The organism is Candidatus Eisenbacteria bacterium, assembly GCA_005893305.1.
Taxonomy (GTDB): domain Bacteria; phylum Eisenbacteria; class RBG-16-71-46; order SZUA-252; family SZUA-252; genus WS-9.
The window spans coordinates 229,388-256,277 of sequence record VBOZ01000029.1 but is presented as its reverse complement, the minus strand read 5'-3'; the positions used below and the strand labels follow the sequence as shown (position 1 = coordinate 256,277).

Genomic DNA, 26,890 nt, shown 5'->3' with positions numbered 1-26,890 from the left:
TGCCTGCCTTCTCGTACACCACCCGATAGCGGGACGCCTGCGGTCCGCGCGCGGCAGCGGGCCAGACGCGGCGACGACGGCCGAACTCGCGGCCGTCTCCGTCCCCGTTGCCGTTTCCGTTCCCCTTGCCGTTGCCGTTCGCCGCGGGGGCCGGCGGGGTGGCCGCCTTGACGGGCGGGCCCGGCGGGGCCGTCACATCTTCCAACAGCGCTTCGATCGGCTTCGCCTTGAGCTCCTCGATCCGGGTCGTGATGTCCGCGCCGGTAACCTCGGGCGGAATGCTGAAGTCGAGCGACTTGGGCTCCACGCCCTGTCCCGGGGCCAGCTGCAGGGAGAGGTGCCGCCCGTCGCGAGCCTTGGGCGTGAAGCAGGGCGCCCCGCAGCGGTAACAGGCGTGATCCCTGCAGTCCGGCGTCAGCGCCGCCGCGTATGCCTTGGCCCGCTCCGTAAGGAGGAACTTCTTCACCACCGGGGTCCGGATGTGGTCCCAGGGGAGCTGCTCGTCCAGGTCCCGCGGGCGCAGGTAGATCGAGGGATCCATCCCGATCCGCTCGAACGCGCGCATCCAGAGATCGAAGTCGAAGCACTCCGACCAGCCGTCGAACCGGGCTCCCATCCGCCACGCCTCTTCCAGCGCGTCGGCGGTGCGTACGTCCCCGCGCGCGAACACGCCTTCCAGGAACGCCGTCTTGGGCTCGCGCCACTTCAGCCGCACGGTGCTCATCCCACGGAAGCCGATCTTGAGCCGGTCGATCTTCCGCTTCAGCGTGTCCATGTCGTCCTGGATCTCCCACTGGAACGGCGTGTGCGGCTTCGGCACGTGCGGCGAGAGGCCGACGTTGAAGTGCATCCGCTTGTTCCCGCCCTTGGCCCATTCCTGGGACTTGCGGAGCGTGTCCGCGATCCCGTCCACGTCGGCGTCGGTCTCGGTGGGGAGGCCGATCATGAAGTAGAACTTGATCCCGCCCCATCCCTGGTCGCGGGCCAGCTTGACCGAATATTCGAGCTCCGCCTCGTCGATTCCCTTGTTGATCACGTCGCGCATCCGCTGCGTCCCCGCTTCGGGCGCGAACGTGATGCTGCCCTTCCGACCCTGGCCGATCTTCTCCGCGACGGAGGGCGCGAGGGTGCCGACGCGGGTCGACGGGAGCGAGATCGATACGCCCTGTTCGTTGGTGAAGCGGTCCAGCTCGTGCAGCACCACCGGGAGCTGCTTGTAGTCGGTCGTCGAGAGCGAGAGCAGGGAGACTTCGTCCCACCCCGCGTGGACAATCCCGCACTGGACTTCCTTCACGACCTCATCCGCGCGCTTCTCGCGGAGCGGCCGGTTCATGTAGCCGGCGAGGCAGAAGCGGCATCCCCGCGTGCAGCCGCGCATCACCTCGACGCCCAGCCGGTCGTGCGTGATCTCGGTCGGGGAGATCAGCGGGCGCTCCGGGTAGTACTCCGGCAGGAGCGACGCGACGTAGCGGAACCGCGGCTTCGCGGCCGGCGCGTCCGGGAGCGGCTCGCGCGCGATGTACCCGAACGGGTTCTTGACCTCGGCGTAAAGCGCCGGAACGTAGACGCCCTCGACGGCGCCCATGCGCCGGATCACCTCGGCGCGCGGCATGCGGGTTTCCCGGCGCTCGGCCATGAGGTCGCAGAGCTCCTGGATAACCTCTTCCCCATCCCCGATCACGAAACCGTCGATGAACGGCGCCAGGGGCTCCGGGTTCACCGTGCAGAGACCGCCCGCGATCACGATCGGATCGTCCTCGCGGCGATCCTTGGTGCGAAGCGGCATCTGCGCGAGGTCGATCATCGTGAGCACGTTGGTGTACGAGAGCTCGTACTGGAGCGAGAAGCCGATCAGATCGAACTCCCGGGCCGGCGTGCGCGACTCGAGCGAGTAGAGCGGCAGCCCCTCCGCGCGCATCAGGCGCTCCATGTCGCTCCACGGCGTGAAGCAAAGCTCGGCGACCCCGTCGGGGCGCCCGTTGATGATGTGGTAGAGGATCTTGAGCCCGAGGTAGGACATCCCGATCTCGTAGAGGTCGGGGAAACAAAGCAGGAGGCGAACGCGGGCCTTGGAGGGATCCTTCCGCGCCGCGTGGAGAAAGCTTCCCGTGTACCGACTCGGCTTCGTCACGAGCGGCAGGTATGCTTCATCCAGAAGGCGGAGCTTGTCCATGGCGCCTCTCCAATAAGGCTCGGGTCTAGGGTAACCGACTGAAAGTGTAGGCGTTAAAACGAAATCGCATGGCGCGGTACCCTCCGCGACCAAGTCGCTGAGGCTACCACAGGCGCCGCTCCCCCACAACCGCATCCTGGGACATGGGTTCCGGCCACTTGGCAAGGCCTCCGTGGGTCGGGGAGAGCGCCAGAATCCACGCCGCGCCGGCAGATTCCAGGACCCCCGCCGCTTCGAGCAGCGTGCTTCCGGTCGTCACCACGTCGTCCACTAGGAGAACCGGCCGGTCGAGCACGAGGGTCGGGCGGGCCACACGGAACGCGCCTCGAACGTTCTCGCGCCGGACCACTGCGTCGAGGCGGGCCTGCGGCTCATGGTCCCGCACGCGCTCGAGGGCCTGGACCACGGGAATTCCCCACCGGAGCGACGCGTCCTCGGCCAGGAGGAGCGCCTGGTCGAAGCCGCGCCACGCCCGCCGCGCGGGATGGAGGGGCACCGGAACAAGAACGGCTTCTCGACCGATCGTGCCGGCCCGGTCGGGCGGCTCGGGAAGGAGCGAAGCGATCCAGGGGCCGAGGCGGCGCGCCCCATCGTACTTGAACGCGTGGAGGATCCTGTCGAGCGGAGCTTCGTAGCGCGGTCCCGCGAGCGCGAGGCGCCGCGATCCATGCGACGGACAGGCGCCTACCGACGCGGCGGGATCCGAAGGGTCTTCATGCAGGCAGTGAAGGCAGAGGACCGAGCCGCTCCGGGGCACCATGGCGTCGCACGCGTCACAGACCTCGCGGTCGCGTGGAACGCGTCCGACGCAGCCGGGGCACCGCCGGTCGGACAAGCAATCGATGAGATCGCGCCACCACCACACCGCCGAAGGTCCCCCACACGTCTCACCGCGATCCCCCGCCCGCGACGAGCGCCGCGCGCATCGCGTCGAGAGGCGCCGGCTTACCGGTCCAGTACTCGAACGAGATCGCCCCCTGGTGAAGCAACATCCCGAGCCCGTCCTCGAATCGATGCTTCCACGCTGCGGCTTTCTCGCGCGTCGCGACGGCGCGGGCTCCGTAGTTCAGGTCGAGGACCAGCCCGCCCGGATCGAGATGTTCCCACCAAAGGGCCTCGACCGCATCCACGGCGCTCGAGGAAAGGGCGCGAACGAGCAGATCCCACCCTCGCCCCGGTTCGCTCTTCTCGGCGAGCGCCGCGGCCGTCACCTCGGTCGAGGGGCCGCCACGGCCGCTGGGACGGATCTCGTCCGCGACCGCCCGCGCGCGACCGCGGTCGCGGCTGACGACGTGGACCGAGGCCGGCTGGAGCGAAGCCAGGACCGGTGCCACACTCCGGGCCGCGCCTCCCGCACCCAGCAGGAGCACGCGCGCTCCCCGTACGGCGACGCCGAGCGAGTCGATCCACGCGGCGAATCCCGGACCGTCCGTCGCGTGCCCCGCCCATCCCGATTCCTCGCGGCGGAGCGTGTTCACCGCGCGGGATCGCTTCGCCTCGTCCGTCGCGCCCCGAACGAGCGCCCACGCGGCTTCCTTGTGCGGCGCCGTGAGGTTGAGCCCGGAGAATCCCGCGGCGTGGAGCTCCCTCAAGACCTCCGCCAGCCGCTCGGGCGGAACGTCCAGCGCGACGTAGGTGGCGTCGATCCCGGTCGCGCGGAACGCCGCGTTCTGCATCGAGGGAGAGAGCGAATGATTCACCGGGTGCCCCAGCACCGCGTAGAGGCGGGTCGGGCCGGTGAGGCGCGGGGCCAAGCGGCCCTCCACCCTCAGCGCGCCGAGCGGGGCTCGGGGGCTCCCGTCGGGGGAGTCTCGACCTCGGCGCGGGGGCCCGTCCTGGCGTCCGGGGTACCGCCCTGCGGCGGGGCGCCGACCGCCGCGGCCCGTCGGCGGGAGAGGATCTTCAGCATCGCGATCGACGTGAGGAAGAGGACCGCGCTCAGGATCTGGTTGATGTTGAAGGATAGCCCGCCGATCTTGCCCAGGAACGAGGTGGAATCGTAGTAGCGGGTGAAGTCGATTCCGAACCGGAGAACAGAGTCGAGCGCGACCCCCATCCAAAAAAGATAGCCGTCGAAGCGCGGCTTCCGATCGAGGCGGAGAAGCACGACGAAGAGGAGGACGCCCGACAGCACCATGTAGAGCTGGGACGGGTGGATGTGCGATCCCGGGAATACAAATGTCGAATACGATCCTGGGGGAAACTGGACGCCCCAGGGCGCGTGGGTCGGGATCCCGAAGCAGCAGCCGTTCAGAAAGCAGCCGATCCGCCCGATGCCGATGCCCAGCGCCATCGCCGGCGCGGCGGCGTCGGCCACCTTCCAGAGCGGCAGCTTGGCCCGCCGCACGTAGACGATCCCGCCGACGATGGCAAGCACGTACCCGCCGTACAACATGAGGCCGCCTTCCCACAGGCGGAGGATTCCGAGCGGATCGGCGGCGTACTCGGACCAATGCGTCAGCACGAACAGGCCCCGCCCGCCCACGATCGCGAGGATCAGGAGGACCAGGGAGATCGTGTGGAGCGCGTCCTCGGAGATCCCGCGGCGCTTTCCGCGGACGACGAAGATCTGGATCGCGACGAGAAACGCGATCGCGAGGAGAAGGCCGTAGCTGTGAATCTGAAACGATCCGAGCTTCAACAGTGTTGGATGCAAGCGGATCTCCGGGTCAGTACTCGCGCCATCGCATGGCGATATTTTGAATCAGACCGACCTGCAGGAAGCTCGTCACGAGCGAGGTGCCGCCGTAGCTCAAGAGCGGAAGCGGCAACCCGGTGACGGGCGCGAGCCCGACGGTCATGCAAATGTTGACGACGACATGGTACAGAAAGATCGAGGTCATGCCAATGGCCAGGAGGCTGCCGAACCGGTTTCGCGCCCGATGGGCGACCCTCACCCCGCGCAGGATCAGCACCATGTAGAGCACCGTAACGAGCGCCGCTCCCAGGAATCCGGTCTCCTCGCCCACCACCGAGAAAATGAAGTCGGTGTGCTGCTCGGGGAGGAACTCGAGCGCCTTCTGCGTCCCGTGGAGGAAGCCCTTCCCCACGATCCCGCCCGAGCCGATCGCGATCTTGGATTGGATGATCTGATAGCCCGCCCCGTAGGAGTCGGCGCTGGGATCGATGAACGTCGTGATGCGCTGGCGCTGGTAGGGCTCGAGGTGGTTCCAGACCTGGGGCGTGACGATGCCCACCGCGAGGTTCACCGCCACCACCAGGACGAGCGGGGCGAGACGCAGCCGCGAGCGATAGAGGACGAACGCGAGAACGACGGCGAAAACCACCCAGGCCGGGAAATAGAACGACAGCGCGACATTGATCATCGGCGTCAGGAGCAGGAAGAGAAAGAGGAACGAGAGCCCGCCCCAGTAGAGCATCGTGATCAGAATGCTGATGAAGCAGAGCGACGTCCCCAGATCGGGCTGCTTCAAGACGAGGAGGAACGGGACGCCCGCGACGAAGATCGCCTTGGCCAGGGTACCGAGCTGCGTCAGGTCGACCCGACGCTGCGAGAGCATGCTCGCGAGCACGACCACGGTCGCCAACTTCGCGAGCTCGGAGGGCTGGAACTTGACCGGCCCCCACCCCAGCCACCGCTGGGCGCCGAGTCCGACGTGCCCGATCACGAGCGTCAGGAGAAGGAGCGCGACCCCGATCCCATAGAAAAGCCAAGCCGTCTTCCCCTCGTAGATCCGGTACGGCACCGCGGCCGCCAGCGCTCCGGCGCCAAGCGCGATCGCGAGCCAGATGAACTGTCTCAAGTAGAGCCCGTGCTCGACGGTGGAGGCCGGCATCATCGTCGCGCTGTAGACGAACGCGATGCCGATCAGAGCGAGCAGAACCGTCGTGACGAGGAGCGGCCGGTCCAGGTCGGAGGAAATCCGCGGCGTCAGCATGTCAGTTCCCCGCGATCACGGCGGCACTCTCGGGCTTCGCCGGGTGGAAGTAGGCCTGCAGCACCTTCTGGGCGAGCGGAGCCGCGGCGCTCGAGCCGTGGCCGGCGTTCTCGACCAGCACCGCCACCGCGATCACCGGATTCGCGGCCGGCGCGAAGCAGATGAACAGGGCGTGGTCGTTCCCGTGGGGGTTCTGCGCCGTTCCCGTCTTTCCCGCGACGATGACCGAATCGACCCGCGCCTGGCCGCCGGTGCCGCCGCCCTCGTTCACGACCGCGACCATCGCGCTCCGCACCGCCACCAGGTCGCCCTGGCTCAGGCCAAGGTCGCTGCGGAGGGAGTCTTCGAGCGGCACCGCGTGGGGTATATCGACGCCGTCCCGAGTAACCTGCCGGAGTAGGTGCGGCCGGAAGAGCAGCCCGTTGCTCGCGATCACGGCCGTGAGCTGTACCAGCTTGATCGGAGTGAGCGATACCTCGCCCTGGCCGATGGCGAGGTTCAGCACGAGGCCCTTGCTCCACCGTCCGGCGCCGTAGCGGCGGTCATACCAGGCGGGGTCGGGAAAGAGTCCGCGCCGTTCTTGCGGCAGGTCGATCCCAGTCCGCTCCGACGCCGTCAAACGCTTCATGAAGTCCGAGATCCTTCCAAGCCCGCTCCGAACCCCGAGCTGGTAGAAGTAGACGTCGCACGAGTGCTTGATGGCGTCCCGGAGCGACAGCAATCCGTGCCCGGTCTTCTCCCAGCACCCGAACCGGCGCCGGCCGAATTGGAAGTAGCCGTAGCAGGGCTCCTGGAACGTGGTCGTCGATGAGATCGCGTGCATGTCGAGCCCGGCCAGCGCGACGAACGGCTTCAGCGTCGAGCCCGGCGGATAGGCCGCCTGGATGGCTCGGTTGAAGAGCGGGTAGTTTCCCCCCTGGCTCATCTCGTTCCAGCGCGCCTGCGTGATCCCCGTCGAGAACTCGTTCGGGTCGTAGTTGGGCTTGCTCGCGAGGGCGAGCACCTCGCCGGTCCGCGGATCGAGAGCGACCACCGCCCCGCGCGTCCCTGGTTGGAACGCCTGCTCCGCCGCCCGCTGGAGATCGAGGTCGATGCTCAGCGTCACGTCGGCGCCGCGCTTGGGCAAGATTGGGTGCTTGTTGCCTAGGAGCTCGGCCTTACGTCCCATCGCGTTCACCTCCACGAACCGTTTCCCGTCCACGCCGCGCAGGTAGCTCTCGTACTGACGCTCGATCCCGGCCCGGCCGATGAGGTCGCCACGCATGTACGACGTCGCAAAGCGCGGATCCTCCAGCTCCTTGTCCGAGATTTCGCCGACGTACCCGAGGAGGTGGGACGCGAAGAGCCCGTAGGGATACCGCCGGAGCGGCTCCGCCTCGACCTCGACACCGGGGAGCTCGGCCCGGTGCTCCGAGACATAGGCCACCGACTTGAGATCGGCGTTCCGCTTCAAGCGAATGACCAGGAACGACTGCTTCCGCTCCTTCTTCACCTTGTCGATCAATTCCTCGGGGTCGACGCCCAAGATCCCGCTCAGCCGCACCAGGGTGGAGTCCAGGTAGCCCTGATTGGAGACGTACGTCTTTTCGTAGGGATCAATCGTGACCGTGAACGAGGGAACGTTGTCGGTCATGAGCCGTCCCTTCCGATCCCGGATCTCGCCGCGGGGAGCGGTCAGGACCTCGACTCGGATGCGGTTTTCCTCGGAGAGCTCGCGATAGCGGGTCCCCGCGAGCACTTGTAACGAGAAGAGGCGGAGCAGGACCATCCCGAAGATCGCGGCCACGAGGATGGTGAAAACGCGCTCCCGGCGCTGGGCGTTGACGTGCGATTCGGGATCGTACGCCACGGCTCAGGCCTCGTCGGTGAGGAGCAGCCCCTTCGAGACGCTCTCGACGAGGGTCAGGATGAGGAGCACGATCGCCGTGGTGTAGAGCGCCGTAGGAAGCGCGACGAAGAACATTTGAACGATGAATTTGCCCAGATCGCCCGACGTCGAAACGGCGAAATAGACCACGTCGTGCATCAGCATGGCGACGAAGAAGAACGCGAAGCGCACGCCGATGTTCGACCGGTGAACGCGGAATCCCGCCTTCGCGACGAGAAACCCGATCAGCGATTTGGAGAGCGCGTTCAACCCGAGCGGTCCCGGCGCGTCCAGATCCTGTATCAATCCCACGATGAAGCCCCCCGCCGTGCCCGCGATCGGCCCCCTCATCCATCCCAGATAGACCACGAACGCGACGAGAAGGTCCGGGCGAATTCCCGCGATCTCCATGCGGTAGACGACCGTCGCCTGGAGGATGAGCACGATCGCAAGGACGATGCCGTCGCGCATTCCCCTCACGGGGTCGCCATCCCGGTCGATTCCGACGAGACGCTCTCCGGCGGCGCCCCCACGCCCTTGGTGATCGCGCCGGGCGCAGGCTTGGCCGCCGGAGGCGGCGGGACCGGGGCCGACGGCGCCGTCGTGGACGTGGATGGGGCCGGGGCTGACGGAGTGGGCACGGCCGCCGTCGGCTCCGGCTGCTCCAAGAATAGGTCCGCGGGAGCCGAGCCGCGGAGCGTCGAGGGCAGGTAGACGAGGATCTCTTCCAGGGACCGGAAATTGACCGCGGGCCTGACCGTGATCTCCTTCATGAGCCCGTTCGGATCGAGGCTCACCCGGGCCACCGTGCCGATCCGGATCCCCGCCGGGAACATGTCGCCCAGACCCGAGGTCACGACGAGATCGCCGGCCTTCACGTCCTCCTGCGAGGAGACGTAGCGGAGGTTGAGCACCGGCTGCGTGCCGAATTCCCACTGCATGACGCCGTCGACGCGCGAGCGGTCGATCCGCGCGGCCACGGCGCAATCGCGATGGAGCAGCGTGAGGATCCTCGCCTGGTGCTGCGTCGCACGCTCGACGCGGCCGACGAGACCGTCGGGCGTCAGGATGGCGCGCCCCGCCTCGACGCCGTCGGCGATCCCCTTGTCGATGGTGAGGCTGCCGCCCAGCCGGTCGAGGCTCCGGCCGACCACGCTCGAGGCGACCAGACTATAGGGGTGCCGCTCTTCCAGCTTGAGGAGCTGGCGGAGGCGGGCGTTCTCCTGGCGCTCGCCGTGCAACGCGTCCGTCTCGATCTGGAGCCGCGTCAGCCTTTGGCGGAGGTGTTGATTATCCCAGTAGACGCCGACCGCGCTGTCCATCCACCCCATGGCGGCTTCGAAGGGGCCGAGGAGCGTGTGCTGGATGAACCATGCGACGCGGGCCTGCTCATGCCGCTCGAGAACCATGAGGGAGAAGGAGAGACCGCAGGCGATGACGAGGACCGTCCAATCGGTGCGACGGGCGAGCAGATTTCGCAGCATGTGGGCTCACGCCCCAGGCTCAGTCGCGGACGACCGACATGAGCACCTTTTCGTATTGGGTGGGGTCATCCAGGATCTTGCCGGTGCCCAGGACGACGCAGGTGAGCGGGTCCTCGGCGACGGTGATCGGCAAATTGGTCGCTTCGCGAAGGAGCATGTCGATCCCTCGAAGGAGCGAGCCTCCGCCCGTCATCACGATTCCGCGATCGACAATGTCCGACGCGAGCTCCGGAGGGGTCTTCTCGAGCGACTGCATGAGCGCGTCCACGATCTGCTGCAGCGGCTCGCTCAGCGCCTCCCGCACTTCCACCGAGGAGATCTTCATCGTCTTGGGAATCCCCGCGACGAGGTCGCGGCCCTTGATCTCCATCTCCTCCTCCTGCTCCAAGCGGAATGCGGATCCGATCTTGATCTTGATCTGCTCCGCGGTCTGCTCGCCGATAAGGAGGTTGTAGGCCTTCTTCACATACTGGACGATCGCCTCGTCCATCTCGTCGCCGCCCACCCGGATCGACTGCTGATTCACGATCGAGTTGAGGGCCATGACCGCGATCTCGGTGGTGCCGCCGCCGATGTCGATGATCATGTTGCCGGAGGGCTTCCCCACCGGGAGGCCGACGCCGATCGCAGCCGCGATCGGCTCGGGCACGAGCAGCACCTCGCGCGCGCCGGCGTGCTGCGCCGAGTCCTGCACCGCGCGCTTCTCCACCTCCGTGATGCCTGACGGGACACAGATGATGATCCGCGGCCGCACCCACGTGCGCCGACGGAGCGCCTTGGTGATGAACTCGCGAAGGAGGTCTTCCGTCTTCTCGAAGTCCGCGATGACGCCGTCCTTGAGGGGACGGACCGCGACGATTTCGTCGGGCGTGCGCCCGAGCATGCTCTTGGCCTCTTTCCCGACCGCGATGACCTTGCCGGTGGTCCGATCGACGGCCACGACCGAGGGCTCGTTCAGCACGATGCCCTTCCCCTTCAGATAGACCAGCGTGTTGGCCGTTCCGAGGTCGATCGCGACGTCGTTCGAGAAGACGCCCATCAACTGGTCGAGAAACATCCGTGCCTCCCGAAAGCCGTGCTTGGACATTGGTGGGCCACTCCCTGACCCCGGCCCGGGCGGGACGGAGCATTTCCTAGGTTCGGAGCGCTCGGACCGTAACAAACCGTCCTCCCAAGGCGCAAGGTGTTTCTCCTCGGGAAGCCGCGTTGACACGCCGAGATACGGGTGGTAGCGTCGCCTCGGGAATCCCCTTCGGCACGCGACACGGGAGGTATCGGCCATGATGCGTCCGAACTTGAGATTAGTCGTATTTTTCGCCGTTTTTTCCTTCGCGCCCGGTTTTGTCCTCGCGGCGCCCCCCAACACGACCCCGGGAAATGAGCCCAATGCCGGGTCGCCTGCCAATCAACCCCCGACGCGGGTCCAGGAGTTCCAGGGCCTTGGCATCGACCGCCGGGCGGCTTCCTTCTCGGGAAACGTACTGGACGTGAGCGATCACCCCATCGCGGGCGTGGCGGTCAAGCTGTTCCTCGACGGGCAATTGGCGGGCGCGTCGGTGACGGACGGGACCGGTCATTACGACCTCAAGTCGCCCTACGACGCCGCCGCTGATATCACCGTGCTCCTCTGGTTCGTCGCGCCGGATCACTCCCTGACGCCCAAAGAGCTGGTCATCCGCGAGAGCAAGGCGAGCCGGGACAATGGGCTGATCTCGCCCTGCGTGCCCCGCGCCGACCTGCTTCCGGGGCGCCAATTCCGCGTCTACCTGTTCGACCCGCAGAGCCGGAACAAGGAGCTTGCCGAGCTGAACTGCCTGCCGTAGTCAGGCGGTCGTGGAGCGGGCGATCTCCGCTTCGGTGCGCTCGACATGCTCGCGCACGACCCGCTCGATGTCGGGGGTCAACCGGCGGAGGAGCAGCTCGTCGTAGAGGTACTTCGCGCGGCCCGGGTTGTTGAGGGTCCGCTGCTCGATCTCCGCGCTCTTGAGAATCGCCACGGCCGCGCCTTCCCGATCGGGGTAGTGCCGCCCGAACGCCTCGTAGGCCCGGCTCGCGTCCCCGGGGCGCCCCAGCTCCTCGCACGCCCGGGCCACTCGGAGGAGATCCTCCGCGGGGAGCGTCACCGCACCGAGAAGTCGCTTCATCTCCTCGTAGGCGTCGCATGCCTTGGCGTTTTCCCCTCGCTTGAGCCAGATGTGGATCGCCTTACAGAAAGAATCTGCCGCGACCGCCTCCTGGTGCGTCACGCGATGGATCCGTCCGACCTGGGCGATCACGTCCGCGTCCTCGGGCGTCTTGGCCAGATAGGCCTCGTATTCGCCGAGGGCGGCGAACCACTCGGCCCGCGCGGCGTGACGGCTGCCCTGCGCGAGGCGGCTCTCGACCTGCCCTTCCCCAGCGAGGCCCAGGCCCCACCCGAAGAGAATTCCGACGAGGAGGCCGCCCAGCTGGCCGACGATCGCCATCTCCGGAATCGCGTCGCCCACATGGTGGAACGTCTGGAGCGCGAACCAGAATCCGATGCCGGCCAAGGCGGGAACGGTGAAGGGGCCCGCCTTCACGATGCCCTGGAGCAGGAGCTGGCTCACCGAGGCGAAACGAAGACGCGCGAAGTAGAGGCGCACGAGGAAGAGCCCCATCAATCCTGAAATCGCCCCCGAGGAGCCGAAGATAGGGATCGAGGCCATGCTGGGAATCACGGTCATGACCCAGGCGGCCTGGGCCAGGTGGGCGAGCCATCCGCATCCGACGAACGCGATCGCGAACCGGGCCCGGCCCAGCCTCGACTCAAGAGGCGGACCAAACACGCCCAGGAAGAGAAGGTTCTCGAGCAGGTGGAGAGGGCCGGCGTGGATGAAGAGCGAGGCGATCGCGGTCGGGACGGTCGGCTCGCCGGGCTTGAAGGCGAGGCGGTACGCGAGGGCCTCCGCCCCGGACACCGTATGGAGCGCGGCGAAGACCACGACGTTGGCCACCACGAGGGACACGGTGACCCAGGGGATTCCCCGGACCTTTGCGTCGGTCCCTATGGGCAGCCAGTAGAAGTAGTACATGCTTGCGTGGTCTCCCCGCCTTCTCTACACTAGTTGGGGCCTAAAAGCGAAGTATTTTCGTCACTTACGGATGAGCCCCAACCTCATTCGGGAAGGATTTATGATCGAAACCGCCACCGAATCCTCCGGCATGGACATGGGCTCGACGATTCAGAAGGAGCTCGATCCGCTCGAGAACGCCAGGCTCCAGTTCGAGGAAGCCGCGGCCCGCCTCAAGCTCGATCCCACGTTCGTCCAGATTATCAAGGAACCCCGCCGGGCCACGATCGTGAAGCTCCCCGTCCAGATGGACGACGGGAGCTTCCGCGTCTTCACCGGCTATCGCGTCCAGCACTCGATCATCCGCGGTCCGGCCAAAGGCGGCATCCGGTATCACCCGGACGTTCACTTAGAAGAGGTCATGGCTCTCGCGGCGTGGATGACCTGGAAGTGCGCCGTGGTGGGAATTCCGTTCGGCGGCGGAAAGGGCGGGATCGCGTGCGATCCGTCCAAGATGTCGAAGGGAGAGCTGGAGCGGCTCACCCGGCGCTATACCGCCGATTTGATCGATGTGTTCGGACCCGAGTCCGACGTTCCGGCCCCGGATGTGAACACGAATGAGCAGACGATGGCGTGGATCATGGACACCTACTCCATGCACTCCCGCCACACCGTGACGTCGGTCGTGACCGGAAAGCCGCTGGCCCTGGGCGGGTCCGCGGGGCGCCGGGAGGCGACGGGCCGCGGGGTCCTCCTCGTGGTGCGCGAGGCCGCGAAGCGGATCGGCCTCGCCCTGAAGGGCGCCCGGGTCGTCGTGCAGGGATTCGGAAACGTCGGCTCCGTCGCGGCGGATCTTCTCGCGAAGGAAGGCGCCCTCGTCGTCGCAGCCTCCGACGTGCAGGGCGGCATCACCAAGCCCGAGGGCCTCGACGTGCCGGCGCTCATCCAGCACGTGCAGCAGAAGAAGACGGTCGTCGGTTTTCCCGGCGCCACGCCGGTCGACGGGAAGAAGATCTTGGAGCTCCCGTGCGACATCCTGATCCCCGCGGCGCTCGAGAACCAGATCACCCATTCCAATGCGGGCCGGATCCACGCCCGGATCATCGCCGAGGGGGCGAACGGTCCCACCACGCACCAGGCGGACAAAATCTTGAACAAAGCGGGCGTGCTCGTGATCCCCGACATTCTCGCGAACAGCGGTGGGGTGACGGTCTCCTACTTCGAGTGGGTCCAGGACCGGCAGGGATTGTTCTGGCGCGAGGAGGAAGTGAACCAGCGTCTCGAGCACATCATGGTCGATTCGTTCAACGACGTGGCGCGGATGGCCGACGAGCACAAGGTTTCGTTCCGGGTGGCGGCGTTCATGCTCGCGATCAAGCGGGTCGTGGACGCGATGACGCTTCGCGGGGTCTACGCCTAAGGCGGATCCGGTCCGGAGCGCCGCGCCGGCGGCGTCGCCTTCAGGAAACCAGCCCCTGCTCGAACACGATCCGGCCCCGCCTTGCATCGAGCAGCGCCCGCGCGCCGAGCGGGAACGGAAGGTTGCGCCGCGCGTGACCTGCCTTGATCCCCATGAGCGCCGGGACGCGCGATGCGCGAACGTGATCTTCGAGCACCTCCCGGAGCGGAAGCTCCGGCCGCCTGGGCTTCGGCTTGCAGCGGTAGAAATCCCCCAGGGCGATGCCGCGAAGCCCCGCCAGAACCCCTGAAAGCCGTAGGTGGGTGAGCATCCCGTCGATCTTGTAGGGCGGCTCGTTCACTTCCTCCAGAAAGAGAATCGACCCTCGAAAACTCGGCATCACGCGCGTCCCGATCGCGTGGTCGAGCAGCGTCAGATTCCCACCGAGCACGGGGCCGCGCGCCACCGCGCGCCCTCCCGCGAGCCGGACCGGCGCGTTGAGGAAGCGGATCGACTCGGGCGGCATCGGCTCCGTCACCCAGGCGACCCAGCGTTTCACGCTCCCCCGCCTCATGCCGGCGAATCCGTGGAGATTGGGTCCGTGGAGGGTGCGCACGCCCGCGTGCCGCGCGAAACCAAGATGGAGGAAGGTCGCGTCCGAGAAGCCGGCGAAGATCTTGGGGTCGCGGCGCATGGCCCCCCACTCCACCGACTCGGCGATACGCATCGCCCCGTAGCCGCCCCGGGCCATGAGGACGCAGCGGATGTCCGGGTTTCGGAGCATGCGGTTCACGTCCTCGGCGCGCGCCCCATCCTCACCCGCGAGGTGTCCCTTTCGGTCGAAGACGTGCCGCGCCAGGATGACGCGGAATCCCTCGCGCTCGAGAGCGCGTGCGCCCCGCTCGACGAGCCGCCGGAGGACAGGTCCGGACGGCGCCACGACTCCGATGCGGTCGCCCGAACGGAGGCGCGGCGGCGCGATCAACGCGGAATCCCGATCGGCTGTGGGGCGGTTTGGGCCATGTGCCTGCTCCTGGCGAGCACCGTGACCAGCCGCTCCTCGGCGTCGCGGGCGGCGGCGACCGAGCTCCGGTTGCCGTTCGTCAGCATCGAGAAGACCACCCGCTCCCCGCCCGCCGCCGTCACGTAGCCGGCGAGGGCGCTCACGTTCGTCAAGGTTCCGGTCTTCCCCCGGAACGCCGCCGTGCTGTCCAGCGTCGCGAACCGGTTCTTCAGGGTCCCGTTCCCTCCGGGCCGCGCGAGACCTTCCCGAAACGCCCGTCCCAGGTTGGGATCGCGATCCATCGCGGTCAGCCACGTCACGATGGCGCGCGCCGTCACGAGGTCGAGAGGGGAAAGCCCCGAGCCGTCCACCAACGAGAGGTCGAGCGTATCGACGCCCGCCTCCGAGACGATCCGCGCGAGCTCGGCGAGCCCCTGCTCGCGGGTCTTCCCCGTCGGCGCGGGATCGAGGAGGCGGAGCAATGCCTCGGCTTCCGCGTTCAGGCTCCAGGCGTTCACGATGCCGACCACCTCGGCCGCCGGCGGAGACGCCAGCGAGACGATCGAGACGACCCCCTCGCGTCCCACCGCCGCCCACCCCGGCGTGCCCATCGCCGCCGCTGAATCGAATGTCGATTCCGGAACCCCGGAGAGCCCCCGCGCCCGCGCGTCGGCCGACGCTCCCTCATTCGAGAGGACGCGGGCTTGCGCCTCGACCTCGATTCCGGCACGGCGCATCGCCCCCAGGAGGATGAGGCCCGCCGTCGAATCGGGGTCCGGGACCGCGACCTGCTTCTTGACCGTGCTCCCACGCGGGATGACCCCGAAGACCTCGAGGACCCGGGAGCCGGGGGCGCGGCGGAAGTCCAGGCGCGGCATCGCCCCCGGCGCGCCGACCGAGGGCCGGCCCTTGAGGACGAGCGGGACCTCGGGCGGGTCGAGCGCGAGCTCGACGCCGCCGGGCGTGGCGGTCGCGATCAGGGTCGCGGCGTTCCCGTTCGCGAGGACCGCGTTCACGGCCGCGCCGTACGCGAACGAGAAGTCGTCGTGGGCCCATCCCGGCCCGTACGGCTCCTGCGCGAAGACCGAGCTGTCGATCCAGAGAATCCCCTCGAACCGCGCGAGGCCGCTCTGGCGGAGCAGGTAGGCAACCGAGTCGAGCAGCCCGCGCGAGCCCGGGGCGAGGAGCTGGTAGACGTCCGGCATCCCACTCCCGCGCAGCACCAGGTCGCCCTGGAAACGGACGTCGTGCCCTCCGTGTTTGGAGGCTTTCCCCCGTGCGACCAGGAGCGTCTCTCGGCGATAGTCTGGCCCATAACGGCGAAGGAAGGAGCCCGTCGTGAAGAGCTTGGCGTTGCTTCCCGGGATCATCCGGGCCGCGGCGTGGAGCGCCGCGAGGGTGTCCACCCGCTCCAGGGAGCAGGCAAGGAGCGCGATCTCGGACTGGCGCATGGAGGATGCCCCCAGGAAGTCCAGGGAGTCCGCGAGGAGCCCTGAGGGGCGCCCGGGGGCGCAGCACGCCGGATCGGCGGCCGCCGTCGCCGCGAGGAACAGGAGGAGCGTCGAGATGAGCGCGGGGCGGACCCTACTGGGCCCGCCCCGTGAAAGCGGGTGGGTGAACGGAAAGGTCAAAACGCGAGGCGCAGTGAGAACTGCTGGTTGTCGCCGAAGAATTGCCCGACGTGGGTTCCGGCCCAATCGAAATTGACGGGACGATCCCCGAGATTGAAATTGAGGCCGGCGCCGTACGAGAAGTTATAGAGGTAGTCGTTTTGGCGATCCTGCCCCTTGAGCGGGGCCTGCCCCTGGAATCCGCCGCGCAGCGCCAGGTGCCCCGCGAGCCGGCATTCGGCGCCGATCCGATATTCGTCGGTCGAGAAGTTGTTGCCCTGGTAGGTCGCGAACACCGTCCCATCGACCTTCTCGGAGAACTTGAGATCGTACGCGCCGCCGAGCTGCAGGTACGACGGCAGCTCGAACGAGGTCGACTCCAGCTGCACGACGTGGGGCTGGGCGGAAGGATCGTCGCCCGGCACGATGATCCGCTGCTCCAGATTTCCGCCCGTATAGTGCATGTTGGGTCCCACGTTTTTCATCGCGAAGCCGAAACGGAGGCCGCGCCACCCTGTGTCGTACTGCAGCCCCAGGTCGAGCGCGAAGCCGTTCGCCGTCAGATCCGCCACGCGCTCGTTGATGAACATGCCGGTCACCCCGAGGAGCACGCGATCCGTCATGCGCCGCCCGTAGGTGAGGCCGAACACGCCGAAGTTGGGCGAGAGAATCTGCCCCGTCCCCTCCGGAGCGTCCTCCGTGGTCACGGTGATGTCGCCGATGTTCAGGACCTTCACCGAGAGAGCGACCATTCCGGCCGAGCCCAGGCCGGTCGAGACGGCGCCGTAGTTCACCTTGGAATCGGCCAGGTAGGTGCTGTAGGAAACCATCGCCTCCGAGTTGTCGGTCGCGGCCAGCGAGGCGGGATTCCAGAACACGTTCGAGAGGCCGCCCCCCAGCGCAACGGCCGCGCCGCCCAGCGCGATCGATGCCGGCCCCATGGGAATGCGCAGCTCCTGCGCTCCCGCGGTTCCCACCCGATCGAGTCCGCCCGCCCGTCCCTGCCCGACGAGAGTCGAAAGGGCGATCGCCACCATGAGGATCGAAGCCAAGGACCTCATTCCCGTGTCCTCCGTCTTCCGAAAGAAATTCCGCCGGTCGTCACGCATTGGTCCGTCCATCGATCAATAGTTATCGAGGCGTTCGCGTTCGATGAAGACCGCGAGCCGATCGGTCTTGCTGCCCACGCCGTCCACGTCAACGCGATAGATGTAGATCCCGCTCGCCACAGGCAGGTTGTTGTCGGAGTTCAGATTCCAACGGATCTCGGCGCGCGCCATCTCGTCCGCGGTGCTGGCCACCCTTTGGATGGTCCGCACGAGATCCCCGTCCATGTTGAAGATCCGGATCGTCACTTTCTTCGCCGCAGGGATGTTCGTGAACTTCATGACCCGGTCGAACTGGTTCAGCTCGTACGCCGAGTGCGCGTAGTAGGGATTCGGAACGGCCAGGATCTTCTTGATGTCGTTCGCGACGATCGTACCGGGGGCCTTGCCCACCGGCACGAGTCGGAACTGGAACACGTCCTGGGGACAGAGGCGCCCGCCGCGGACAATCAGCCGGCTGGACGGAGGCAGCGCGTTGTTGTCCGTAAAGGCCGTATTAAACGGCTCGAAGCCGAACCGCCCCAGCGTCTGGTCGTCGTTCGCGGGGTTCACGTCGGTGGACTGAAGTCCCACCGTGCCCCATGGAACGCTGGCGTAGGGAATGTCACGGATATAGAGGCGGTCCCCCCACGTCCAGGACCCGCTCCCGTCGTCGTCGCGGATCATCGCCGTGGCCTTGAAGTCGTCCGAGGGATCCTGGAACGAGCACGCGCCCATGTCGTAGATCGCGAACGGGCACTTGAACGTCGCTTGAGGGGACGGATCGCCGAAGTTGTACTCCCAGCAGAACTCGGTCGTGTCGGGCAGAATCCGGATCTCGTAATCGTGATTCGTACCGTCCCCGAAATTGAACCCGTCTATGCCCGCGCCGATCTCGTTGTCCAGGGTGTAGACCCCGGCGGAATCGGCGCCTCCGTTCCCGAGGTCGAGCGAATCTCCGGCCGCCAAATGCTGGAAGATCGACGCCGGCTTCGTCGCGGCGATCACGCGAGGCATGAACCCGAGAACGATCGGGTAGTCGAAGTCCCCGCTCGTATTCGTCTGCGCCGCCAGAACCGTGTCGCCCGTAACGGCGTTGGCGAGCGTCCAGCTCTCGTCGGCGGCGAAGGTGACGCGGTAGAGGGAATCGGACAGGGCGTTCTGGTCCAGCTGCTCCACGGAGACCCGGTGCCCGACGCGGTCCCCCGCCGTTTGAGTCCCCGCGACGGTCAGGACGGCGTTGCTCCCTCGTGGCGTCGCCGTTTGTATCTTGAAGCCGCTCTCGAGCACCTCCGCGATCGTTCCGATCGGGTTGGGCCCGAGGAAGTAGGTAGAGGTGTTATTGACGTCGAACGAGTAGGAGGTGACGGCGAAATAATAGTCCCTGTTGTTGATGAGCCTGCCGCCCCGCAGCGCGTCATTGGTCAGATCGAGCGCGAACTGGAGCCCGCTGTTCGTCCCCGAGATGACGAGATTTCGCTCCACCCCGCCCTTCGCCGAGTTGAACAGATCGGAATAGATCGGCCCGACCGAATCATCCACGTCGAACGTCGCGACCACCTTCGGAGGAAATCCCGCGTTGTTTGAGGGGAACTGCCAGACGCGAAAGCCTTCAAAGTGAAAATCCTGCCCCAGATTCAGATTCTCCGAGTTGGTCCCGACCGGCTCCTTGCCCCAGATCAAACGGATCCCCCGATCCAGCGGGTGCACGTACACGGTCGGGTTCGGCGGGGGCGACGGGATGTCGAAATTCAGGTCGAACACGACCTGCGCCGCGGCATCCTTCTGCTTGAGATCCGTGATAGAGCTGATGTTGTTGGACCCCTGGCCGACGATCAGCGCGCAGACGACGTCCTGCGTATCCCCCGGCGCCATCGTGAAGGGCCCCGTCGAGAGCTGCATCCTTCGGTCGTTCCCCCCTCCGTCGAGCCAGCCCGAGGGCGCGACCGGATCGCCGGGAAACTGGAACGTGGTGATCGGGTCGAGAGGATTGTCGTTCTCATGGAGCGCGGAGCCGTCCTTCTTGCGCCCCTGCATGAGGTGATAGGCCTCCGTCGCGCTCGTCGGATCCTCGCCGTTGATGTACTTGTTGAACGAGGTCATCCCGAGCGTGTCGTAGACACCCGGGGAGACCTGCACGATCGGGCCGCGGAAGAAGTCGAATCCGACCGCGGGGCACGCCCCTCCGTACACGGCGTCGTTGTTCGTCTCGTTGTAGCAGTAGCCGAGGCTGAGCGTGGTGTCGCACCCCACCAGGTCGTCCGAGGCGTCGCCCAAATCGGGATCCGCCCAGATCGAGACGTAGGTGCTGTCGAGGTTGTTGGCTCCCTTGTTGATCATCCGGAACTTGATGAAGATGATGTTTCCGAGCGCGCCGCCGCGCGCGAATGCGAACGTCGACTGCTGGATCTCGAGTCCGAGCGGCTTCGTCCGCCCCGCGCTGCCGTTCGTGTGACGGCCCGGATCGGCGTCGTTGTAGACGCTCCAGAGCGTCAGATCACCCTGAAGGAGCGGATTGCCGAGCGTGTCGACCGGCGCGCCCTGACCGCTGGGCGCCGGCTGCGAGGGCCAGTTCAAGTAGTCGTCGCTCGTCGTGTTGTTGGCCTCCAGCCTGTAGTTCTTGAACGTCGGCTGGTCGACCTGGAACGTCCCGTTGTACATCGGGCCGGGCGCGTATTCCTGAGAGTACTCGGCGATGCAGGTCCGGACCGTGTCGTTCACCTGGGCTCCAACCCAAATCCCCGCCGCGAACAGGGCGGTCTTGGTTGTCCCCTTCGGATAACGGAGGCCAGGCTCGGAGGTGGACAGGTCCCACCCGAACGAGCCGTGATTCGTCAGGAACATGTCGAGATTGTTCGCGTCCACCCGCCCGCTGTTATCGGTGGCGGCCGCGGATCGCCGAATCGTAGGCGGCCTCCGCACGTTGCCCGCGCCCGACTTCGGCGCGGCGGCGATCGCCTCCGGAGCCAGCAGCGCCAGGAGCACCAACGCAACGCCACCAACCCTACCAAGCGTACGCATTCGCACAGTCCCCCCTAGCCGTTGACGTCCTCTGCCGATCACCCTAGAAGCTCACCCTCGCGCCCAAGCGCACCAGGCGAGGATTGCCGAAGGCGTCCGGGTTGAGCTCCGCGAGATGGTACCGACGTTCGGCGTCCTGTCCGTTGTCGGCGAGGAACTTCTGGCCTGCATCCGTGGTCAGATAGCCCGTCGTCTCCGCGTCGCCCGTGCCCGTGTAGACCGAGTAAATGTTCTTCCGGTCGAAGAGGTTCAGAACCCAGAGGTAGATCTCGAGGCTCTGCTGGCCGAATTTCAGAGTCTTGCCTCCCTTGAGGTCCACCGTGAACGTCCACGGCCCGTATTGAGAATTGATCTCGCCGGTGGGCGTCGGGAAAACGGCCCCGAGAGTCACGGCGTTGTAGACCTTGGTCGGGGTGTACGGCGTCCCGCTTCCGGCGTTGAAGAGCACGTTCACGCCGGCGTTCTCGAACCAGTGCGAGCCGTGCACCGTCGGGCCCTCCGACTGGCCCAGGCGGTAATCCATGTTGAGCGTGAACCGATGCCGCTGGTCGAACGCGAGCGGGGTGGCGATCTTGGGCGGGGTCTTCGCCGTCCACGCGATCGTCCGCTGCGATTGCGAGATCGAGCCCGTTCCCCTCGCCCACGAAAGGCTGTAGTTGGCGTTCATGGCGACGTGATTGACACGCCTGAGGGTGTAGGCGAGGTCGATCCCCTTGATCGTCGCGAAGTCTCGATTCCGGTAGGAGGAGAACGCGTTCGGGGCCGATCGGATGGTCGTGATCTCCACGAGGTCCCTCACGTCCTTGTAGTAGGTCGCCACCTCGATGCGGGACCGGTCGGTCGGCGTGTGGGTGATCCCCAGCTCGTAGGCCGTCGTCTGCTCCGGCTTCAAGTTCGGGTTCCCGAACCCGACGAAATAGCCCCCGATATTGATCTTGTGCTCGAGGAACGCGTAGCTCGCGTAGAGATCCTGAAGATTCGGCTGCTGGTAGAACTTCCCGTAATTGACGTGGACGAGCGTCTGGTCCGTCACCGGGAAGCCCACGCCGAGCCGGGGGCTCAGGCGTTGGTAGACCTTCGAGTCCGTCAGATCCTGGGGACCCAGGGCGCTCGGATCGTTCAGGGAGTCGCCGAACTCGGGGCCGAGCGGGAAGGCCTCGCTCCTGAGCGCGCGCGTCGAGGGTGTCAGATAGTCCCACCGAAGACCCGCGTTCACGACCAGCCCGAGCGCCTCGTACTTGCTCTGCACGTAAAGCGAGGCGACCTTCGGGTGCTTCGCCACATCCAGCGGGTTGTCGTAGATCCCGTTTCCGTTCTTGTCCTGGAACGGCTCCCCGGCGTCGCGGCTCTTGTTCCCGTTCAGGTCGGTGAAGGTGTCGCCTTCGTTGAGCTCGTTCCCGAGGGCATCGTAGCCGTAGTGATCGACGTCCTTCACGTTGTCCGGGTTGCCGGCGCCGTCGTACGCCTGCGTCGGGGCGTAGTGGTCATAGTAGCGAAGCGTGTGCCGCTGATAGTCCCCACCGAACTTGAGCTGCACGCTGTGAGAGAGCTGACTCGCGTAATTCGCCGCGAAGCCGACGTACGAGGACTTCCGGTGGAGCAGGTCGTTCCAAACGTGCGCCTCGTTCGCCCCCGTGGCGGGGTCGTCCCCATCCCAGAAAAGGGCCTCCTTGCTGCTGAACGTCGGGTCCCCGTTCGGCCTCGAGTACTCGGCGAGGTTGTCGAAATAGACCCCGTCGCCGCGGATGCGCTCGGTCGAGAAGAAGTTGCCCTTTATCTCATAGAACGTCCGGTCCGAGAGGCTGTGGTTCCAGTTCCCCGAGACGGAATAGTTCCTGTCCAGGTACTTCGGAGCGTGAGGCAGGTTGAAGCGGTAGGAGTTCAGGAACTGGTGCCACTTGTCCTCGTTGTAGGTGCCCGCCAGCCGGAGCGTCTGGAGCGGGGAGAGGCGAAGCGCCAGCTTGCCCGCGCTCGCCCAGGACTTGCTGTCGTTCGTGGGGAGCACTCCGTTCTCGAAGAGCCCGGGCTGCGTGTAGAAGCCGAGCTGGTCGGTGATGATGCTCGGCTTCCGATCCTCGGTATCCCGCCGCTCGCCCGACAGGTAGAAGGTGACCTTCTTCCAGCTGGGGACGATCGGACCGCCGAAGGCCAGCGAGGCGATCTTGTTTCCACGGCTGTTGCTGAAATGGTCGCCGTAGATCCCCTCGAGCGTGCCCGAGTACCGGTCACCGCCCTCGCGGGTCACGACGTTCACGATGCCCGAGTTGATCCGCCCGTACTCGGCGTTGTAGCCGCCGGCCTGGACGACCACTTCATCGACGGCCTCGGGGGCGATATTGGTGGTCGAGAACCCGGTCAGCGGATCCTGCTGGGAAAATCCGTCGACGTAGTAGGCGACCTCATTGGGGCGTCCGCCGCGGATGATCAAGGTGTTGCTGTTCGTGATCTCGGTCGCGCTGTTGACCTGGTTCAGGTTGTTCAAATTAAAGCTGACCACGCCCGACTGCTGGGCCACGGCGTCCTGGTATCCGCGGAGGGGCTGATATCGGAGCTCCTCGCCGTTCAGGAATTTCGTGGTTGCGGTCACGTCTTTCTGGATGAGAGGTCGCTCCGCCTTCACCTCGACCTCGGCCACGTCCTTGAGAACCGTGGGCTCCATGGGTATGTCGAGCTTCGTCGTGAAGTCGGGGAATACCTCGATCCCCTCCCGCGCTTGCGGGACGTAGCCGAGGAGCGCGACCCGTACGGAGTACTTACCTGCCGGCAGATTGGTGACGTAGTAATGGCCCTGGGCGTCGCTCGTCGCCCCGCGCTTGAGCTCCGGAATCGTGACCGTGGCAAGCCCGATCGGCTCGCCGGTCTTGGAGTCCGTGACGGTGCCGCTGATCGTGCCCGTCGTTCCCGCCCACGATTTCCCAAAAACAAAAAAGGCGCACGCCACGATGAACGTGACGACGCCCAGCCTCCGACGCATCCGAGGTCGCGTCATGACTCTCCCTCCCCTGCACTCCTGTGGAAGCGCCATCCGAGGGTCACTCATTCCTTGAGTGATGTTCTCCCTTGTCCCATGAGTCCCCAAGACCGGCTCCGCGATGACCCCGGTCCATTCCAGCACGCCATTGGGTCCCTCTATCGGCTGTTCTCCACTCGTTCCGGCGTTTTTCTTTGGTTACCCCCTTGCCTTCCTTCCCCACTGACTCAGCGCGGCCACGTTCCGGCTTGGAGCCGCCATCCATTTGCTTCCCACCCAACTTAGAAACCGGCCCGTACCGTGTCAACTACTTTCGTTGCAAAAAGTAAGGCCGCCCGGCGATGACGCCGAGCGGCCCCAGGCTTTTTTGGACCCGTCGCCGGGCCCTTGATTCAGACTTTCTTCTAGAAGTGGTACGTCCCCGAGACGCGGGTGAACGGCGTCGCCGGATCGCCCGAAAGAACCCAGCCGCCCGACAGCGGGAAGGACTGGTTCAGGGTCATGTCGACGTCGAAATTGTTGAACTTGATGCCCGTGCCGAGGCTGAACGCGAAGTCCGAGAACCGCTCCTTGAGCTTCGAGGTCACCGGGACCGTGTTGAAGTCGGACGTCTCGGTGTTCTCCGACTGCATGGACTTCGACGCGCCGAGGCGCCCCTTGAGCCAGCGGGTGAGGTCGGTCTCGAGCGAGGCGAAGAAGCGCGGCGCGAGCGTCGTCTTGAACTCGCGGTGCTTGAGGTTGCCGTTCGCGACGCCGTCGTTGTTGTCCGTCCGGTCGTACGTCGCCTTCGACTGCGACACGGACGCGCCGAAGATCAGGAGGTTGTTGTCGTTCACTCTCATGTTGTGAGAGATCCCGGCCCCAAGCTGCTTGTACGTCTCGTCGGCAGAGCGCGGGCCGACGGTGGCCGGGTTGTTCCTGACCTCATAGCTCAGGTCGTCGTTGATGTACCAGAATGCCGGGTACCACGTCGCCCGGTCGCCCTGATGGAGGATTCCACGGGCAGCAACCGCGTAGGACATGTTTCCTCCGTCCTTCCACGACTCGCCGGCCACGCCTGCCGTGGAGGTCTTGCGGTCGAGCGTGTAGCGACGGAAATCAACCGTACCCTCGATGCGGTTGTCATTCGCCAGATGCAGGGCGATCGCAGGGCCCACGCCCCACGTGTTGAGCTCGACGCCCGTGCCCACAATGATATCGTTGACGAATAAGGCGCCGAACGGATACGGGTCACCCGGCAGGAAGCCGTCGCCGTGAGCCTCGTTGTGCGTCGGGCCGCCGCTCAAGTCCTGGTTGAACGAAGAATTCGTCACATCGACGCGAACGGCGATGTCCATCTTCGCCAGGCCGGTTCCCCAGATCACGTCGAAAATCTCATTATTGAGGTTGCCCGGGAACGCGGAGTTGAGCGCGTTCTGCTTCATCTGGAATGCGATGGAGCCGAAGCGCGGGAAATTCCTGATGAGCGTGAGGCTCTGGTCAATGTGCGAAACCGCGTCCACGAAGCCGCCCGGGTTGTTGCCGAGCTCTGCGAGCACCAGGTTGTTCTGCCGGACGACCGATGTCGGGTAGTAGTAGATGTTCGCGTAGTCGTCCGTGAACTGGCTGAGCTGAGGCGTTCCGAGCCCCATGCCTTCCACGCGCGACAGCGACGCCTGACTCACTCCCGCCGTCAAAGCGACGAGGGCCACGACCAAAACGACAATCAGCTTGCGCTGAAACATCTGAGTTCGCCTCCTTGTTTTAGGACCCTAGACCATCCAGGGTCTACCGCCCGGGCCGATCACACAGTGAAGTTGGATATCGTCCCAGGGAGATCCGAGAGAGCAGTTGCTGCTCGTTAGGACCTAGCCGCCACCCCCTTTCGGTTAGGTATTTGGGTTGGGTCGCACAAGACCAAGTCGCTCAAACTATTTCGCTGCAGCGCCCCAGCGTCGCTCTAAATTTTCGGGGGACCATAGGCACCGCCCCCAGGGTGTGTCAAACGAATATTTATCTATAATGGGATAACTTGTGTTGTGGTAAGTGGTTATGTTGATGGCTCAGGTCGACCCCCTGAGGCGCGCGATCCGCGGCATCGGGAGCAGAGGCCCCGAATGCGTAGGACAAACTCCTCCGGCGCAAAGGCCGCCCTGCGAGCCGCTTCGCGGACCGCTCGCGTCAGCGACGCGTCGGTGACCTCCTGGACGGAGCCGCAGCGCCGGCAGACAAGATGATGGTGCGGATCGTTCGGACGGGAGAGCTCGTAGTGGAGCGTACCCTCCACGAGCTGCACCCTTCTCAGGATCCCACAGCTCTGGAGCAGGGCGAGAGTCCGGTAGATCGTGGCGCGGGAGAGGCGCCGCCCCTGGCCCCTCAGCCGGAGCCGAAGCGTCTCCGCGTCGAAGTGCCCCGGCGACTGGGCGATCGCCTGGGCGATGAGCCGGCGCGGCTCGGTGACACGAAGATGATGGGCGGCAAGGAACTCGGCCCAGCTCTGGAGTGCCGATCCGGCGCTATCGGGAGCGTTCGCGGTCAAGCTCATAGCGACCAAAACCGTCCCGATCGACGAAGGTGAAGACCCTCCGCGATTGATAGTAGTACCAAATCTCCTCGGGCGGGCCGTCGAACCGGAACGGGTTCCGCACGATCTCGTCGGGCGGGCCGTACTGGATGTAGGTAGCGCCCATGTCGGTCTTCCAGCCTGGCCCCCCCACGCCGAAGCGCTGATCCGCGTAACGCACGCGCCTGTAGAACTCCTCCAGCGCCTCGTTGCGGGGCGTCTCGGGGGTCGGATCGCGGCTCTTCCAGAAGGCATCCCAGAACGCCTGGCGCTCCTCCGGGGTCCGCTGCCGGTCCATCTCGCGCAACTCCGCGTCGGTCGCGATCAAGCGCACCACCTCCAGGGAGGTCTTGATATCGGTCACCGCGCTCGCCGAGCTGGGCACGACTGTGAACGCCTTCTCCCGGCGGATGGGGCTCGGCTTCTTCTGACCCTTGATCGTGACGAGCGGGCTCACGAGCTCGACGACGACGCGATACGAGGCCGCCTCCAAGGGGCCGAAGGCGGGGCGGATCAGAAACGGAGTGCGCGGGCCCCGTCGCGCGATCGAAGTGTCGCCGTGGGCCACGGCGACCTGAAGCTCGTTCAGGACCTTGTAGCTCAGCTGAAAGGCGGAATCCGGGGCGCCGGCCGGCCGGTTGTCCACGATCTCGCCTGCCGCCGCGAAGCGCGGAAGCTCGTCTCCGAAGGTGCGCGATGGATTCGGAATCAGACCCGCATGCTGCCCCGCGCTACCCGTGGAGTCCACGGTACCCAGGTAGAGGTCGGTGAGCCAGAGCTGTCCCGCGGCGACCCCCGGCACCT

General features: G+C 66.1%; 20 protein-coding genes. 2 read left to right on the top strand and 18 right to left on the bottom strand.

The annotated features are described in order from the left end of the window. From E6K79_09750 to E6K79_09710, 9 genes are all read right to left on the bottom strand, one after another. On the bottom strand, positions 1–2,308 hold a 2,308-nt coding region (locus tag E6K79_09750), incomplete at its 3' end, for a TIGR03960 family B12-binding radical SAM protein (protein TMQ63900.1). Beyond that, the gene (locus tag E6K79_09745; GenBank protein ID TMQ63899.1) at positions 2,277–3,038 is read right to left on the bottom strand and encodes a ComF family protein; all 762 of its coding nucleotides are present in this window, start codon (positions 3,036–3,038) and stop codon (positions 2,277–2,279) included. The genes E6K79_09750 and E6K79_09745, both read right to left, overlap by 32 nt. A 22-nt stretch (positions 3,039–3,060) precedes the next feature. Continuing rightward, positions 3,061–3,927: a shikimate dehydrogenase gene (locus E6K79_09740; GenBank protein TMQ63898.1), complete on the bottom strand. Its 867-nt coding sequence runs from the start codon at positions 3,925–3,927 to the stop codon at positions 3,061–3,063. 14 nt (positions 3,928–3,941) lie between these two features. After that, a complete protein-coding gene (gene lgt / locus E6K79_09735; GenBank protein TMQ63897.1) occupies positions 3,942–4,871 on the bottom strand; it encodes a prolipoprotein diacylglyceryl transferase in 930 nt (309 codons plus the stop codon). Continuing rightward, positions 4,843–6,072, bottom strand: a complete 1,230-nt coding sequence (gene rodA / locus E6K79_09730) for a rod shape-determining protein RodA (protein TMQ63896.1) — start codon at positions 6,070–6,072, stop codon at positions 4,843–4,845. Before rodA ends, lgt begins: the two co-directional genes overlap by 29 nt. Position 6,073: 1 nt before the next feature. After that, a complete protein-coding gene (gene mrdA, locus E6K79_09725) occupies positions 6,074–7,921 on the bottom strand; it encodes a penicillin-binding protein 2 (protein ID TMQ63895.1) in 1,848 nt (615 codons plus the stop codon). Between the two features lie 3 nt (positions 7,922–7,924). Then, positions 7,925–8,419 carry a rod shape-determining protein MreD gene (mreD, locus tag E6K79_09720; GenBank protein ID TMQ63894.1) on the bottom strand — a complete coding sequence of 165 codons (495 nt, stop codon included), beginning with the start codon at positions 8,417–8,419 and terminating at the stop codon, positions 7,925–7,927. Then, positions 8,416–9,423, bottom strand: a complete 1,008-nt coding sequence (mreC, locus tag E6K79_09715; GenBank protein TMQ63893.1) for a rod shape-determining protein MreC — start codon at positions 9,421–9,423, stop codon at positions 8,416–8,418. The genes mreD and mreC overlap by 4 nt, the downstream gene beginning before the upstream one ends. A 19-nt stretch (positions 9,424–9,442) precedes the next feature. Beyond that, the gene (locus E6K79_09710) at positions 9,443–10,480 is read right to left on the bottom strand and encodes a rod shape-determining protein (GenBank protein TMQ63892.1); all 1,038 of its coding nucleotides are present in this window, start codon (positions 10,478–10,480) and stop codon (positions 9,443–9,445) included. 430 nt (positions 10,481–10,910) lie between these two features. On the opposite strand from E6K79_09710, the gene E6K79_09705 reads away from it, so the two are divergent. After that, positions 10,911–11,246: a hypothetical protein gene (locus E6K79_09705; GenBank protein ID TMQ63891.1), complete on the top strand. Its 336-nt coding sequence runs from the start codon at positions 10,911–10,913 to the stop codon at positions 11,244–11,246. Here E6K79_09705 and E6K79_09700 read toward each other — a convergent pair whose 3' ends face one another. Further along, positions 11,247–12,476, bottom strand: coding sequence for a rhomboid family intramembrane serine protease (locus E6K79_09700; GenBank protein TMQ63890.1), 1,230 nt, complete (start codon positions 12,474–12,476; stop codon positions 11,247–11,249). Positions 12,477–12,612: 136 nt separating this feature from the next. On the opposite strand from E6K79_09700, the gene E6K79_09695 reads away from it, so the two are divergent. Then, complete coding sequence (locus tag E6K79_09695) at positions 12,613–13,875, top strand: Glu/Leu/Phe/Val dehydrogenase (protein TMQ63919.1); 1,263 nt, start codon at positions 12,613–12,615, stop codon at positions 13,873–13,875. Between the two features lie 40 nt (positions 13,876–13,915). Here E6K79_09695 and E6K79_09690 read toward each other — a convergent pair whose 3' ends face one another. The 8 genes from E6K79_09690 to E6K79_09655 form a co-directional block, all read right to left on the bottom strand. Then, a complete protein-coding gene (locus E6K79_09690) occupies positions 13,916–14,839 on the bottom strand; it encodes an LD-carboxypeptidase (protein TMQ63889.1) in 924 nt (307 codons plus the stop codon). Then, positions 14,836–16,488 carry a hypothetical protein gene (locus E6K79_09685; protein TMQ63888.1) on the bottom strand — a complete coding sequence of 551 codons (1,653 nt, stop codon included), beginning with the start codon at positions 16,486–16,488 and terminating at the stop codon, positions 14,836–14,838. The genes E6K79_09690 and E6K79_09685 overlap by 4 nt, the downstream gene beginning before the upstream one ends. Further along, complete coding sequence (locus E6K79_09680) at positions 16,485–17,588, bottom strand: PorV/PorQ family protein (protein ID TMQ63887.1); 1,104 nt, start codon at positions 17,586–17,588, stop codon at positions 16,485–16,487. Before E6K79_09680 ends, E6K79_09685 begins: the two co-directional genes overlap by 4 nt. Positions 17,589–17,591: 3 nt before the next feature. Next, a complete protein-coding gene (locus tag E6K79_09675; GenBank protein ID TMQ63886.1) occupies positions 17,592–20,537 on the bottom strand; it encodes a T9SS type A sorting domain-containing protein in 2,946 nt (981 codons plus the stop codon). Positions 20,538–20,616: 79 nt separating this feature from the next. Further along, on the bottom strand, positions 20,617–23,613 hold the full coding sequence (locus E6K79_09670; GenBank protein TMQ63885.1) for a TonB-dependent receptor: 2,997 nt from the start codon (positions 23,611–23,613) through the stop codon (positions 20,617–20,619). Positions 23,614–23,948: 335 nt separating this feature from the next. Further along, positions 23,949–25,268, bottom strand: coding sequence for a hypothetical protein (locus E6K79_09665; GenBank protein TMQ63884.1), 1,320 nt, complete (start codon positions 25,266–25,268; stop codon positions 23,949–23,951). A 305-nt stretch (positions 25,269–25,573) separates the two neighbouring features. Beyond that, on the bottom strand, positions 25,574–26,068 hold the full coding sequence (locus tag E6K79_09660) for a transcriptional repressor (GenBank protein ID TMQ63883.1): 495 nt from the start codon (positions 26,066–26,068) through the stop codon (positions 25,574–25,576). Then, entirely contained in the window at positions 26,040–26,384 is a 345-nt protein-coding gene (locus tag E6K79_09655; protein TMQ63918.1) for a GWxTD domain-containing protein, read from the bottom strand. The genes E6K79_09660 and E6K79_09655 overlap by 29 nt, the downstream gene beginning before the upstream one ends. Between the last annotated feature and the right edge of the window lie 506 nt (positions 26,385–26,890).